At 34.1% G+C, this 14,816-nt stretch carries 15 protein-coding genes, 1 pseudogene and 1 other annotated feature; of the genes and pseudogenes, 11 read left to right on the plus strand and 5 right to left on the minus strand.

What is annotated here, in order from left to right; translation table 11 throughout:
• Nucleotides 1-42: 42 nt before the first annotated feature.
• On the plus strand, nt 43-912 hold the full coding sequence (locus TKV_RS00535) for a cation diffusion facilitator family transporter (RefSeq protein WP_019907181.1): 870 nt from the start codon (nt 43-45) through the stop codon (nt 910-912).
• 35 nt (nt 913-947) lie between these two features.
• On the opposite strand, the gene TKV_RS00540 is transcribed toward TKV_RS00535, so the two are convergent.
• Entirely contained in the window at nt 948-1,199 is a 252-nt protein-coding gene (locus TKV_RS00540; protein ID WP_003867347.1) for an AbrB/MazE/SpoVT family DNA-binding domain-containing protein, read from the minus strand.
• A gap of 177 nt (nt 1,200-1,376) precedes the next feature.
• Between TKV_RS00540 and TKV_RS00545 the strand changes: the two genes are divergently transcribed.
• The 8 genes from TKV_RS00545 to TKV_RS00580 all read left to right on the plus strand — a co-directional run bounded on the left by TKV_RS00545 (nt 1,377) and on the right by TKV_RS00580 (nt 10,182).
• The gene (locus tag TKV_RS00545) at nt 1,377-1,961 is read left to right on the plus strand and encodes a nucleoside recognition domain-containing protein (RefSeq protein ID WP_004402243.1); all 585 of its coding nucleotides are present in this window, start codon (nt 1,377-1,379) and stop codon (nt 1,959-1,961) included.
• Between the two features lie 5 nt (nt 1,962-1,966).
• Entirely contained in the window at nt 1,967-2,488 is a 522-nt protein-coding gene (locus TKV_RS00550; RefSeq protein WP_004402241.1) for a spore maturation protein, read from the plus strand.
• A gap of 81 nt (nt 2,489-2,569) precedes the next feature.
• A complete protein-coding gene (locus TKV_RS00555; protein WP_049684316.1) occupies nt 2,570-3,973 on the plus strand; it encodes a CCA tRNA nucleotidyltransferase in 1,404 nt (467 codons plus the stop codon).
• Between the two features lie 60 nt (nt 3,974-4,033).
• Nucleotides 4,034-4,265, plus strand: a binding site (T-box leader).
• On the plus strand, nt 4,264-6,210 hold the full coding sequence (gene metG / locus TKV_RS00560; protein ID WP_074592786.1) for a methionine--tRNA ligase: 1,947 nt from the start codon (nt 4,264-4,266) through the stop codon (nt 6,208-6,210). Its footprint overlaps the feature before it by 2 nt.
• Nucleotides 6,211-6,222: 12 nt before the next feature.
• Nucleotides 6,223-6,990 (plus strand): TatD family hydrolase, encoded by a 768-nt coding sequence (locus tag TKV_RS00565; protein WP_049684317.1) that lies wholly within the window; start codon nt 6,223-6,225, stop codon nt 6,988-6,990.
• A gap of 184 nt (nt 6,991-7,174) precedes the next feature.
• The gene (locus TKV_RS00570) at nt 7,175-8,206 is read left to right on the plus strand and encodes a ubiquitin-like domain-containing protein (protein ID WP_049684318.1); all 1,032 of its coding nucleotides are present in this window, start codon (nt 7,175-7,177) and stop codon (nt 8,204-8,206) included.
• A gap of 35 nt (nt 8,207-8,241) precedes the next feature.
• Nucleotides 8,242-9,063 carry a 16S rRNA (adenine(1518)-N(6)/adenine(1519)-N(6))-dimethyltransferase RsmA gene (gene rsmA / locus TKV_RS00575; RefSeq protein ID WP_049684319.1) on the plus strand — a complete coding sequence of 274 codons (822 nt, stop codon included), beginning with the start codon at nt 8,242-8,244 and terminating at the stop codon, nt 9,061-9,063.
• 66 nt (nt 9,064-9,129) lie between these two features.
• A complete protein-coding gene (locus tag TKV_RS00580) occupies nt 9,130-10,182 on the plus strand; it encodes a hypothetical protein (RefSeq protein ID WP_049684320.1) in 1,053 nt (350 codons plus the stop codon).
• Between the two features lie 40 nt (nt 10,183-10,222).
• Here the strand turns inward: TKV_RS00580 and TKV_RS13885 are convergent.
• The 4 genes and pseudogenes from TKV_RS13885 to sigI all read right to left on the minus strand — a co-directional run.
• Nucleotides 10,223-10,324 (minus strand): annotated as a pseudogene (locus TKV_RS13885) (HPr family phosphocarrier protein); the annotation flags it as partial.
• Between the two features lie 40 nt (nt 10,325-10,364).
• Nucleotides 10,365-11,633 (minus strand): S-layer homology domain-containing protein, encoded by a 1,269-nt coding sequence (locus TKV_RS00585; protein ID WP_049684321.1) that lies wholly within the window; start codon nt 11,631-11,633, stop codon nt 10,365-10,367.
• A complete protein-coding gene (locus TKV_RS00590; RefSeq protein ID WP_049684322.1) occupies nt 11,634-12,791 on the minus strand; it encodes an anti-sigma factor domain-containing protein in 1,158 nt (385 codons plus the stop codon). It abuts the gene before it with no gap.
• Nucleotides 12,788-13,444 carry an RNA polymerase sigma factor SigI gene (gene sigI, locus TKV_RS00595; protein ID WP_049684323.1) on the minus strand — a complete coding sequence of 219 codons (657 nt, stop codon included), beginning with the start codon at nt 13,442-13,444 and terminating at the stop codon, nt 12,788-12,790. Before sigI ends, TKV_RS00590 begins: the two co-directional genes overlap by 4 nt.
• A gap of 60 nt (nt 13,445-13,504) precedes the next feature.
• Here sigI and TKV_RS00600 point away from each other — a divergent pair, with 60 nt between their 5' ends.
• Together TKV_RS00600 and TKV_RS13740 are read left to right on the plus strand one after the other, a co-directional pair.
• Complete coding sequence (locus TKV_RS00600; RefSeq protein ID WP_173402314.1) at nt 13,505-14,617, plus strand: Mrp/NBP35 family ATP-binding protein; 1,113 nt, start codon at nt 13,505-13,507, stop codon at nt 14,615-14,617.
• Nucleotides 14,618-14,668: 51 nt separating this feature from the next.
• Complete coding sequence (locus tag TKV_RS13740; RefSeq protein WP_268870083.1) at nt 14,669-14,794, plus strand: hypothetical protein; 126 nt, start codon at nt 14,669-14,671, stop codon at nt 14,792-14,794.
• The last annotated feature ends 22 nt before the right edge of the window (nt 14,795-14,816 follow it).

Below are 14,816 nucleotides of genomic sequence, written 5' to 3' on the forward strand. Positions count from 1 at the left end.
TATATCAACAGTGAAATTTCAATTGAGAATATGGAGGATGTTATGAATAAACAAAACGCAGCTTTGCTATCTGTGGTTTCTAACAGTGTATTGATAGCTATAAAATTGTTGGCGGGAATACTAATGCATTCAGTAGGGGTAATTTCTGAAGCCATACATTCTTCAATTGATTTAATTGCTAGTCTAATTGCCTTTTTCTCCATACGAGTAGCAGTAAAACCCGCAGATGAGGACCACCCTTTTGGACACAGCAAATATGAGAACGTTTCTGGCTTTGTGGAAGCTATTTTAATTTTTTTTGCAGCTATACTTATCATATATGAGGCAGTGCGAAGAATAATTACTGGTACTTATGTAGAAAATTTAGGAATGGGCATTATTGTCATGATTTTTGCATCTTTTGTAAATGGAGTAGTATCATATTTTTTGTTTAAAGTATCTAAAGAAGAAAATTCTATTGCCTTAAAAGCAGATGCAATGCACCTTTTAACTGATGTATTTACGTCTTTGGGAGTTACACTAGGACTTGTTGCCATAAAAGTCACTAAATTGGATATTTTGGATCCAATCATAGCTATTTTTGTTGCATTGCTTATTATAAAAGCATCAATTGAGTTGACAAAGGAAGCTTTAAAAGATTTGACAGACACTAGTCTTCCAGAAGAGGAAGTTAAAGAAATAGAGAATATAATAAAATCAAATTCTGAAATTACAAGTTTTCACAAATTGAGAACGAGAAAATCGGGGCCTCGAAGAGAAATAGACGTTCATTTGAGAGTGGACAGAAATTACAACATAGTAGATGCCCATGAATTGTCCCATAAGGTTTCAAAACAAATAACTGATAAATTCCCTGATTCCCATGTGATAATCCATGTAGAACCGGAAAGAAAAAAAGAAGAGGATAAATAATAGGAGGACACACCCTCCTATTATTTATCCTGCTATTAGTCTACAGATTTCTTTAACTCTTCAAGGCAATTTTTACATATATTTTTGCCTTTGTAGTTTATTACATTCTCAGCGTTGCCGCAGAAAATGCAAGCAGGCTCATACTTTTTGAGGACTATTTGTTCCCCATCAACATAGATTTCAAGAGCATCTCTCTCTGCTATGTTAAGTGTCCTCCTGAGCTCGATTGGTATTACTACCCTTCCCAATTCGTCTACTTTTCTTACAATACCTGTGGATTTCAACATTTTTCTCCCCTCCTGAGTTACAAAATTCGACAACTAAACTTCACTTATAATAATACCAAGTTTTGAAAAATAAGTCAACACCTTTTTTGGAATTTTTTAAGGTTAATAACATAAATTTTATTACATAAGAAGAAAAGCATAAACGAAGTTTTTTTGGTAATTTGGGAGGGCTATACCATGATAAATTACATATGGTTTTTTATGATAGCGATAGGAGTTTTAGTAGGAATAATAAATGGCAGAATGGCAGAAGTATCCAAAGCTATAATTGATTCAGCACAGACTGCTGTTGCTATTTCGATAGGGTTAGTTGGTGTAATGTCTTTATGGCTTGGAATAATGAAAATTGCAGATAAGTCAGGCCTTACAGATATTATCGCAAAATTGCTAAAACCTACAATTATAAGGCTTTTTCCTGATGTGCCAAAAGACCACCCAGCTATTTCAGCGATGATAATGAATATATCAGCTAATATGTTGGGATTAGGTAATGCAGCAACACCTTTTGGGATTAAGGCTATGGAATACCTTCAAGAGCTTAATAAAAAAGACAGTGCTTCAAATGCAATGGGCCGTTTTTTAGTGATAAATACAGCTTCAATACAGCTTATACCTGCAGTAATGATTGGAATAAGGGCTTCTTTGGGAGCTAAAAATCCTGCGGATTTTGTGATTGTCAGCGTACTTTCAACTAGCACTGCACTTGTAGCTGGCCTTATTTTGAATAAATACCTTGAAAAAATGCCTATATTTAAGGAGTGAAAATAATGATGAAAATTATATCTGAATGGATTATTCCTATACTTGTTCTTCTTATTCCTTTTTATGGAATCATAAAAAATGTCAAAGTGTATGAAGTGTTCGTCGATGGGGCAAAAGAAGGAATTTCTGTAGTTATAAAAATTTTTCCAGCTCTTGTAGCAATGCTTGTGGCAATAGGTGTATTAAGAGCGTCAGGCGCCCTTGACTTATTGGGGGAATTTTTAATGCCTTTTACAAATAAAATAGGCATGCCACAGGAGCTTGTGCCTCTTGCTTTAATAAGGCCTCTTTCGGGAAGCGGTGCTTTGGGGATTGCGACTGAGATTATAAAAACTCATGGTGCTGATTCTCTAATCGGAAAAATGGCTTCTGCTATGTATGGATCTACTGAGACCACTTTTTATGTTCTTGCTGTTTACTATGGGGCAGTGGGAATAAAAAAGATGAGACATTCTGTTATCTCTGGAATTTTTGCAGATATTATCGCAATACTTTCTTGTGTATTTTATAGCAGATTATTTTTTTAATACTTGTACACTTTTTCACTTTTGTTATACTATATATTGTAATGTTGTTTTTGCCTTTTAAAAGGAAAGGAATGATTTTTTGTGGCAACAATACCAAAATTAATAAGAAAATTAGGAAAAGAAGCATATAATTTGTATATTGTTGGGGGATACATAAGGGACAGGATTTTAAATAGAGAAGCTAAAGATTATGATTTTGTAGTTCAGGAAGATGCAGAGAAAATCGCCAAATTAGCGGCAGAAAAATTAGGGGGTACTTTTGTGCCTTTTATGGAGGAAAAAGGCACATATAGGGTTGTTGTAGGAGATGAAATATTGGATTTTACTAATTTAAGAGGAGAAGACATATACATAGATTTAGCTCATAGAGACTTTACAATGAATGCTATGGCTATAAAACTGACGGATTATTTTGAATTTGAATATATTATTGACCCTTTTGGTGGCATGATGGACATAAAAAACAGGGAAATAAAGCATGTTGGTGTGATGACCTTTAAAGAAGACCCTTTAAGAGCTTTGAGGGCCGTAAGATTTGCTGCGACTTACAAATTTGATATTGATGAGGGTACAAAGGCTAAAATAAGAGAAGAAGCGGCCTTAATAAAACAAGTAGCGCCAGAGAGAATAATGAATGAAATTTTTATAATATTAAAAGAAAAGAATTCTCACAAATATTTAAGAATGATGGAAGATTTAAAACTTATGGAAAATATATTTGAAGAAGTTGCTAAAATGAAAGAAGTAGGAAAGTGCTATTATCACCTTACGAATGCTTGGATACATTCACTAAAAACCGTAGAAGAATACGAAAATATCATAAATTCTATGAGATTTCCCAAAGACGTATATGATATAGTTTCGGAGTATTTAGATAGAAAGCTTTCTTCTGACAACAAAGTAAAGGACATAATAAAACTTGGAGCTCTTTTTCACGATATAGGCAAACCAGAATCCATATACATTGATACTGAAAATAGAGTACATTTTTACAACCACGAGACAAAAGGAGCAGAAATCGTAAAAAAGATAGCATCAAGGATGAAAATGCCCAAAAAAGAGTCTTCTTTGCTAAAGAAGCTTGTCCTTTATCACATGAAGCCTTTAATGTACTATGTAAATGGCGGACCAACGAATAAATCTCTTTTTAGATTTTTTTCCGAACTTAAGGATGATTCAATAGCGATTCTACTTTTATCTCAGGCTGATTTTACTGCTACAAGGCTTAATTTAGGTAAAGAGGAAGAGATACCAAAGTTTACAGATTATATTACCAAGCTTTTAAAAAGATATGTAGAATTTAAAGAAACAGAAAAACCATTACTTTCGCCGCTGGATATAATAATAAATTTTGATGTAAAAGATGGGAAAAAATTAGGACAGATTTTATATGAGATAAGAAAAAATAGATTTTATGGAGAAATTCAAGATAAAGAAGATGCTGTAGAGTTTGTAAAAGAAAGAATGAAAATAAATAAAGTATAAGAGAAAAGGTAGTTGACAATACTTTTTATAAACGGTATATTAAAGAATAAATAGATATAGTAAAAGGCGATGAAGGAAAGAGTAAAAAGCTTGAACTTTCACAGAGAGTCGGGCGAGGTGCGAACCGATAAAGTTTGGGCTTTTGAAGATGGCTCCGGAGCCGTACTGCCGAAGGCTAGTAGGTTTTACCGGGAACTCCCGTTACAGGGTAGGAGTGTGTTAGCACTCTGTGAGGCATGCGTCGTGAGGCGCATGTGAAGAAGGGTGGTACCGCGAAAATCTCGCCCCTTATGTGGAGGCGAGTTTTTTATTTACAAAAAAAGAGGAGGATGGATATGAAAAAGACTTTTTACATTACGACACCTATCTATTATCCCAGTGATAAATTACATATTGGTCATTCATATACTACAGTTGCTGCAGATGCGATGGCAAGGTTTAAAAGGCTTACCGGATATGATGTCAAGTTTTTGACCGGTACTGATGAACATGGGCAAAAAATTCAAAGAATAGCAAGAGAAAAAGGGATGTCTCCTAAAGAATATGTAGACGGGATAGTTGAATGGATAAAAGATTTATGGAAGACAATGGATATAAGTAATGACCAATTTATTCGCACAACCGATAAATATCATGAGGAAATAGTACAAAAAATATTCACGAAATTGTATGAAAAAGGAGATATATACAAAAGCGAATATGAGGGATGGTACTGTACTCCTTGTGAATCTTTCTGGACAGAAAGCCAGCTTGTAGATGGGAAATGCCCAGACTGTGGTAGACCAGTAGAAAGGGTAAAAGAAGAAGGGTATTTTTTTAAATTGTCTAAATATGGGGATAGGCTGTTACAATATTATGATGAACATCCTGATTTTATACAGCCGGAGTCAAGGCGCAATGAGATGATAAACTTTATAAAATCAGGTTTGGAGGATTTGTTTGTCTCAAGGAGTTCGTTTGACTGGGGTATAAAGGTACCTTTTGACCCAAGACATGTGATTTATGTTTGGATAGATGCTTTGTCAAATTACATAACTGCTTTAGGATATTCTACAGACCATGACGACGACTTTAAAAAATACTGGCCAGCAGATGTTCATTTGGTTGGAAAAGAGATAATGAGGTTTCACACAATAATATGGCCAGCAATGCTTATGGCTCTTGACTTGCCCCTTCCTAAAAAAGTGTTTGGACACGGTTGGCTTATACTGGAAGGAGGCAAGATGTCAAAATCTAAAGGCAATGTAGTAGACCCTAAAGAGCTGGTTAGGAAATATGGCGTGGATGCTGTAAGATATTTTCTTTTGAGAGAAGTTCCTTTTGGGGCGGATGGAGTGTTTTCTAATGAAGCTTTGATAAACAGAATAAATTCAGACCTTGCTAATGACCTTGGAAACTTGCTGAGTAGGACTGTTACAATGATTGAAAAATACTTTGAGGGCATTCTGCCAAAGCCTTCACAAAAAGAAGAAGTAGATGATGACCTTATAAATACTGCACAGAATCTACCTAAAACTGTTGAAGAGTACATGGATAAACTTCAGTTTTCCAACGCTTTAATTGAAATATGGAAATTAGTAAGACGAGCTAATAAGTACATTGATGAAACAATGCCTTGGATTTTAGCGAAAGATGAAAGCAAAAAGGAAAGATTGGGTACTGTTTTGTATAATTTAGCGGAAGCTTTGAGATTTATTGCAATACTTATATCTCCTTTTATGCCAAATACCCCGCAAAAAATGTTTGAACAATTAGGAATAGAAAAAGATTTGACGACTTGGGAGAGCTTAAAGTTTGGTTTGTTAAAAGAAGGTACAAAAGTAAAAAGAGGAGAAATTATTTTCCCGAGAATAGATGTAAATAAGGAACTGAGTGCTATAGAAGAAAAAGCAGAGGAGGAAGAGAAAAAGATAGATTATATCACTATTGAGGATTTTGCAAAAATTCAGCTTAGGGTTGCAGAGATTTTGGAAGCCGAAAAAGTGGAAGGCTCTGACAAGCTTATAAAGATGAAGCTTAAAGTGGGAGAGGAGACAAGGCAAATTGTAGGAGGAATTGCTCGTTATTACACTCCTGAAGAGCTTATAGGAAAGAAAATAATTATTGTATATAATCTGGAGCCAAAGAAACTAAAGGGTATTGAGTCTCAAGGAATGCTTTTAGCAGCATCTACCGAAGGAAAAATGTCCCTTCTTACAGTGGACAGGGATATAGAAAGTGGGGCAAAGATAAGCTAAGGAGTGATAAAATTGTTGGTAGATTCTCACGCTCATCTTGAAGATGAGAAATACGATAGAGATAGAGAAAAAGTTATTGAAGAATGTAAAAAAGACCTCACATTTTTAATAAATGTGGGGTCTAACCTCTTAACTTCTAAACAGTCTATTGAGCTAACTCATAACTATGACTTTATATATGCTTCTGTTGGAATTCATCCCCATGATGCACAAAGGGAATTTGACAAAGTGGAAGAAATAGAGAGATTAGCTTTACAGGAAAAGGTTGTAGCAATAGGAGAAATAGGGTTAGATTATTATTACGACGACCCTCCCAAAGAGTTTCAAAAAGAGATTTTTATAAAGCAAATAAAGCTTGCAAAAAAGCTTAATCTTCCAATAATAATACACGACAGAGATGCTCATGGAGATATATTAGATATACTAAAAAAGGAGTGGACGAAAGATTTAAGAGGGGTTTTTCACAGCTATTCAGGAAGTATTGAAATGGCTTTTCAAGTAATTGAAATGAATTTTTACATTTCTTTAGGGGGACCTGTGACATTTAAAAATGCAAAAAAGCCAAAAGAAGTAGCAAAAGCTGTTCCCATCGAAAAACTTTTAATTGAGACAGATAGCCCCTATCTTACTCCTGAGCCTTATAGAGGGAAAAGGAATACACCGGTGTATGTGAAATTTGTAGCAGAAAAAATAGCAGAATTAAGAGAGATGTCTTATGAGGATGTTTGCAGGATCACTGCTGAAAATACCATAAAACTTTTTAACATCCCTATCAAATAAAAATTTTAAAAAAACAACCTCCTGCTTTTAGGGGATGTATTAAATGAGCAAATTTTGTATATAATATCATTAAGTTGTTTTTCCATATATGAAAATTGCTGCATAAAAATTTGACAAATTTATTTAATTGACTTAAAATTACTAAAAGACTCCCCTAATTAAATTTTTAACAGGAGGTTTTGGGATGAATACAGACAAGTTTAGAAAGCGACTTGGTGAAATGGTTAAAAAACCAGTTGCTCTTCTAACGTTGGCTGCAGTATTCCTCTTAGTTGTGAGTCTTGGAGCATACGCAAGCTTAAAGAAGGAAGTAACCATACAGGATGACAATAGAAAAATAGTTGTTACAACGCTAAAATATACAGTTAAAGATTTGTTAGAAGAGAAAAACATTAAGCTGAGAAAAGAAGATGTAGTATCACCTTCGTTAGATGCTGTTTTGAAAAATGGCATGAAAGTTACTATTAAAAGAGCGGTGCCCGTTACTCTTTGCGTTGATGGAAAAACTAAAGAAATTTACACTGCTGCATCAAACATAAAAGATGTGCTTACCCAAAATGGGATAACTTTAGGCCCAAAAGACAAAGTAAATATGGCATTGGACACATCAGTATTTAAGTACATGTACATCGATGTTACAAAAGTTACAGAAAAAATTATCACACAAGAAGTTGATATACCATATCAAACAGAAACAGTGAAGAATGACAACATGGAAAGAGGACAAGTGAAAGTAGTTCAACAAGGGGAGATGGGGAAAAAACAAGTTGTGATGAAAATTACATATGAAAATGGTAAAGAAGTGGCAAGAAACGTCATAGAAGAAAAGATAATAAAAAACCCCATAAACAAAATGGTACAGGTTGGAACATTAGGAATTCTCACTACATCAAGAGGAGAGACTTTTAGATACAGAGAAGTGAGAATGATGATTGCAACGGCTTACGATAGCAGCGAAGACAGTACAGGTAAGAAACCCTCCGACCCAGATTATGGAATAACGGCTACAGGTATCAAAGCTACACGGGGAGTAATAGCTGTAGACCCTAGAGTTATACCATTTGGTACGAGGATGTATGTGGAAGGATATGGATTCGGAATTGCTGCAGATACTGGAGGCGCTATAAAGGGCAATATAATTGACGTTTATTTTCCAACCCATGAAGAAGTCCAAAAATGGGGAAGAAGATATGTTAAAGTTTATATTTTAAAATAGACAGGGTTACCCTGTCTTGTTTTTTGAGGTGAAATATGAAAGTAAAAGGTGTTAATGTAAAGAAGAGATTGGGTCAAAACTTTATATTGGACAAAAACATTTTATCAAAAATTGTAAATGCTTCAGGTGTGACTTCAGAAGATTTTGTATTGGAAATAGGAGCAGGGCTTGGCACTTTGACAGAAGAGCTAGCTAAAAGAGTAAAAAAAGTGGTTACATTTGAAATTGACAAAGAGCTTTATGAAGTGTTGAAGGAGAAGCTAAGAATTTACGATAATGTCGTGGTTATAAATGAAGATATAATGAAGGTGGATTTAGAAAAATTAGCCCATGAATACTTTGAAGGGGAAAATTTCAAAGTAGTTGCCAATCTTCCCTATTATATTACATCTCCCATAATAATGCTACTTCTTGATTGCAAATTTATAAAAGATATAACTGTTTTAGTACAAAAAGAAGTAGCACAGAGAATTTGTGCAAGCCCCGGCACAAAAGAATATGGGATACTTACTGTTTTTATAAATTTTAAGGCGAAACCTAAAATACTTTTTAATCTTCCTCCTTCTGTTTTTATTCCTCCACCTAAAGTGCAGTCTTCTCTGATAAAATTTGAAATACTTGATAAGCCTGTTGCTCAGGTAAAAGACGAAAAATTATTTTCTGATGTGGTAAAAGCTGCTTTTGGACAGAGGCGAAAAGTTTTATCAAATGCTTTGAAAACTTTAAACATTGACAAGGAAATCATTGAAAGAGCCTTTGATTTATCAGGCTTATCTTTTAAGCGGCGGGGAGAGACTTTGACTGTAGAAGAGTTTGCACTTCTTGCGAATAATATATATGATTTAACAATTAAGTAATATTAATTCCCCTTTATTCATAATATATATTGCAAAAGTTATAATTTGAATAAGGGGGATAAATAAATGCCGCTAAGCATATATAAAAGGTCTTATATTATGTTTAACCCAGAGGAGAAAGGATGCTCTTTATATAAAGATAAGGAAGTAACAGGCTATCTAAAAGTAGAAGTCCGTGGAAACAGAGGGAGGTTGACTGCTGCTTTACAAAATCTCAATCCGGAGTTTTCATATAATGTTAAATTGTTAAAATATGATGATGAGATTGCTGTAGTAGATTTTGGCGCTGTAAAGGTGGACGATAAAGGGAGGGGAGGAGCAGAATGGACATTTAACGTGGAGGATGTAAAAGATACAGGAATCAAGTTGGGGGAGTTTTCTGTAGCTTTTGTTGAGGCAAATTATGGAGATAAAACTTTAATACCATTAGCGAGCGTTATTGATAAAAGGAGTTTGAACTGGAAGTCAGCTTATAAAAAATATTTATCAAATTCAATGCAAGAGGATAAATTAGAGGAAAAGAGTGAAAGAGATGATAGAGATGTTAAAGACGAAGAAGTTGAAAGTGAATTACCCTCAACCGATGAAAATAAGGAAAATGAGGTTTTTGAAAATGAAGTTGCTGAAGAAAATATCCCAGGAGAAGAAAAAAACGATGATGTTACTCAAACTGAAACTGATTCCAGTTTACAACATGAAGAAAAAACTTCAAGTAGCCATTTTAAAATCGAGGAAGAAGAGGGATATATAAAATATCTAAAGGAGTATGTCAATAATATAGTAAACTTTCTTGAAGAAGTGCAGCCTTTTGAAAAAAATTTGGAAGGCTATAGATGGTGGAAAATTAAAACAGGTTATAAAGAGGGAGCTTTTGACCATTATCTTGTCGGCTTTGTGAATGGTGAAGATGGTTCATTAAAGTACATTGTCTATGGAATGCCAGGATTTTTTACTCTTGCAGATCAACCTTTTGGCGGGATGACTGGATTTGTAGTATGGAAACCTGTTAAAGAGAACTTAAGAGGTTCAAGGGATGAAGGGTACTGGATTTTGCACATAGACGCAAAAACGGGGCAAATAGCTGTTCCAATAGAGCCTACTCCCCCACCTTTGGTATAAAAATAAAAGCGTAGTTTATACGCTTTTATTTTTATACCTTTTACACTGCAAATTCTTTTAAGTCCTCCTCTAATTTTTTCAAACTTTCTTCATCATTGGTGTGAGGTATTACAGTGAGGACGTTTTCTAAATTGAGGCTAAAGTAATTGTTTTCAAAAATAAAATCCCTCCGATGAGGGATTTTATTTAATATCCAAGCTTATATCAATATCCACAGAGATATTTATATTTTTATCTGTTTTAGCACTTATTTGTGTAATTTTACCATCATAAGTAAAACTTTTTATGTCATAAGGATAAGTGATAGCTGGTGTCACAATTGCGTCAGGAGAAGGGTCTACATATTTTACTTCAACTTCTAGTATGGTATCTTTCGATGTTTTTGTTATTTGGGCCTTTTGTATATTTATGATATATCCACCTGTTCGCATCATACCGCGGGTTGCGATTACATAATATACTCCATTTTCTTCTACTAATTTAACAGCAGGCTTATTTTTAATAGCTTCCACAGCAGATAACACTTTTTGAGGAGGATTTGTGACTTTTTTAAGTTCTATAGGAATCACTTCCTCACTTTTATTATTTAACACTTCCACAAATATTATATTATTTTTGGAATCTAATATTAATCTTATTTGATAACCGGTCTTTAGATAATCTATTCCTACGTACTCATTCCCATTGTACACTGGTGCATTTTTTAATATATTGAAGGTTTTTAGTACACCATTGACTTTTACCGTTATGGTATTGTTATCTATAGCATAAACAGTAGCAACGACATCACGGCCATTGAGGTCATTTTGTATCCTTTCGTCAAGCCTTTCAAGTAAGACAGCCATCTCTACTCTTTTGACGGGGTCGTTTGGTTTAAGTTTTTTTCCATCTCCTTTAATGAGGCCCTTTTGTACAGCTACATACATATAACCTCTTACATTTTTCGGAATTTTATCCCAATCTTTATAATTTAAAACTTTATCTATGTTTTCTTGGGCCTGTTTTTCAAAACCTAAAGCGCGAACTAAATATTTTGCTATTTCATATCTTTTTGCCTTTTCATTTGGGTTAAATTTTTTTAACTCGTCGTAAGTCAATATGCCCTTTTGATATGCCAGCGTGATAAAGCTTTTTCCCCAACTAAGTTTAGGACCTTTATACTCTTTAGGGAGTTCAGTTATTTTGTTAGCGTCTTCTTCATAACCCATTGCCCGCAAAATCATGACTAATGCCTCTAAATGAGTGACAGGCTTTGAAGGGTCAAATTTTTTATTTCCAACTCCTTTTATAAAGCCTTTTGCGTACATTTTTTCGATTGCTTTTACTGCCCATGTGAGGTTTTGAATGTCATCAAAAGAGTATTGGGGCTGAGGTTTTGCATAAGCTGCCGAAGAGAACAACAGTGAAAGGATTACAACTACTGAAATAAAAAGTCGAGATTTTTTTAGCATTTAATCTTTCACCTCCTTCATTTTTTCATTATATTCTTCGTTATTTTTGTTATCTTTTGGGGGATAGTTTTCTATTTCTTTTACATTTTTGTCAATATTTTTAACGGTAGTTTTATCAGAATTGTTAGATTTATTGTTATCAGAAACAGGTTTTGCTTTGCTTTCCTCTTTTTGACCAGAAGTATTGTTGTTTTGAGAAGCATTGCTGTTTTGTGATTGTGTGTTTGGTGCGCTTTCATTATCTTTCAGTTTAGATATATTATCATTATTCTCTTCTTTTTTAACTGGGGTATTTTGGTTTTTTACTTCTTTATCTTTTACATTTTTTATTTTTTGTGTAGTTTCCTCTTTGTAAAGTTCTTTTTCTTTTATTTTAATAGGTTTATCTGGAGTAATTTTAACTTTAGAAAGAGTTTTTTCTTTATTTTTTTCTATTTCTTTATTTTTAGAGTAATCTTTTATTTTTGTGTACGCTTCTTTTAACTCCTTAAAAAATTCAGAGCTATTTAATTTATCTTTTGGTATTTCTACTCCTTCTCTTTTGGCATTTTCCCACAAGATGAGTCTGCCAGGAGAAGTTTTTTCTTTTTTTGCTTCTTCTCTTTGCGCTTTACTGGATTTCAAAGTTTCTATTTGAATTTTGGCATTTGTCTTTTTGATGTTATTAACGGCTTTTTGTATGTCTTCATTTATAACTTGTGAATTTTTTACAGGAACAGTAGTTATTATTACTGTATCTTCTTCTTTTAAAAAACCAAGTTTTTGTGATTCTACCACTGTTTGAGCTAAAAAAGTTGTAATGTCAAGGCCTTTATAAGGGAGTTTATCTAAAATTTTTTTGCCATCTTCATTTAGAGGAACGGCATTTATTATTTTACCATTTTTATCTATTGAAACTTCTATGCTTGGGTTTATGTCTATATACACATAAGCGTAAACTTCTGGTGGTTTAAAATTTATAATGGCAAATATTAGAGCAAAAATAAGAGAAGCTGCTATTACAATTTTACCAATATTCTTATAAATTTCAAAATCTGGCTGTAATTCAATGGTTTCTCCTATCTGCACATTTTGCAAATTTTTTAAGCATTTAAACTGGCCATCTTGAGTCATGACATAGGTTCTATTTTTTTCTTTTTGGACTACTACAGCTCTCATATTTTTGCCACCTCACTTTCCGAACTTATGTACTGCTTAAGTATGGGCAAATCTTCCGAAAGGATTATTACCAACGCTATTATGTATTTTCTGTGCTTTTCTATGGTTTTGCGGCTTATATTCAAAATATGTACTAGTTCTTTAACGGGAAGCGTTTTCTTCGTCTTAAGAAATGCCAATAATTCACTGTTTTCACATATAGTGTAGGCAATTTTTACTGCTGTTTTTCGCGTGTCAGAATGTTTGGGGGATTGCTTGACTAAGTCATCTAAAGTTATGTTGTAAAGGCTCAGTAAACTGACAAAAGAAAACATTTCCAATTTTCTGTTTTCGCTTTCGTAATCTTCGCCGCTTTCTATATATAACTCTAATGGGATGGTCTCTGTGTGATTTTTTCTGAAAAAGTCTATAAGGCGTCTTTTTATTAACATGCTGGAAAAACTTAAAAATGAACCTTTAGTGTTGTCGTAATTGTCAATTGCCTCATTAAAAGCTAAGAGTCCTATGCTTAATTCGTCACTGTTTCTTTCATCTATGTATTTATTTGTCATTTGTGATAATTGCTTTATCACAAAGGGAGTGTATTCTTTGATTAATTTTTCTCTTTCGGTGGGGTCTTTTTTTGCTACGTATACTCTGTCGTTTATATCCACTTCAACCACCCCAATATATTATTCGAATTTATAAATTTTTTTAAGGGTATTCTATTAATAATGATTATATATTATAATATAAATGTCAACAAAAAAATACCAAGAGGGGGTATAAAATTGGTTACAAAAGAACAAGTACTAAACGCATTGAAAGAGGTTTATGACCCTGAGATAGGCAAAAGTATAGTCGACCTTAACATGGTTAAAAATGTCCAAATAGATGGTAGCAAAGTCATAGTTGACATAAATCTCACTGTGAAAGGTTGCCCCCTTCAAGATACCATTAAAAAGGATGCAATAGAAAAAGTATCCGCTATTGAAGGGGTAGCTGAAGTGGTGGTAAATTTAGGTGCTATGACTGAAAAAGAGAGGCAAGATTTAGCTAGAAAACTGTCTGGTGGCAAAAAGCCGTTGTTTGAAAATACTCGAGTGATAGTAGTAGGCAGTGGCAAAGGTGGAGTGGGTAAGTCCACTGTCTCTGTTAATTTAGCGGTAGCCCTTGCTCGATTAGGTTTTAAGGTAGGTCTTTTGGACGCTGATGTGTTGGGATTTAGCGTGCCAAGGCTTTTAGGCATTGTGGGTGAAAGACCTTATGCGTTGGATGAGCATACCATTTTGCCTCTTGAAAAGTATGGCATAAAAGTGATTTCAATGGGAAATTTTACTGACGAAGATACGCCTCTTATTTGGAGAGGTCCACTTTTAGGAGGTGTTCTCGATCAATTTTTTAACGATGTATATTGGGGAGATTTAGATTATCTTGTTTTGGATTTACCTCCAGGGACTGGGGATGTGCCTCTTACTGTAATGCAAAAATTGCCTGAGGCAAAATTTATACTTGTCACAACTCCTCAAGCATCAGCTTCCCATGTGGCTGGCAGAATTGGGTATATGGCTAAGAAAGTTAACTTAGAAGTTATAGGTATTGTGGAAAATATGTCTTATTTTGAATGTCCTAACTGCCACCAAAGATATAATATATTTGGCGAAGGGGAAACAGAAAAGTTGGCAGAAGATTTAGGGACAGAGATACTCGTAAAGATTCCAATAGAAATTAAAGTAAGGGAATTGAGCGATATAGGAACACCTGCTGCACTCAGTGATGGCGAAGAAGGATTACCTTATATGAAACTTGCGGAGAAAGTTGTGGAAAAAGTAAGGCCGATTAAATAAAATTAAGCCCTATATTGGGGCTTAATTTATTTATAGAGCTCTTCTTCAGGGATGAACTCAGTTAAATTTTCAATGCAAAAAGCCTCAGGTATAGTTATTACTACATCAGTTCCTTTGTCAAGAAGAAAATCTACAACAGCACTTCTCCTTCCTTCTTTTAAAGAATATCCGGGTTAACGTACTTTTCGGTATTTTGTTT

Source organism: Thermoanaerobacter kivui, assembly GCF_000763575.1.
Classification (GTDB): Bacteria; Bacillota; Thermoanaerobacteria; order Thermoanaerobacterales; family Thermoanaerobacteraceae; genus Thermoanaerobacter; species Thermoanaerobacter kivui.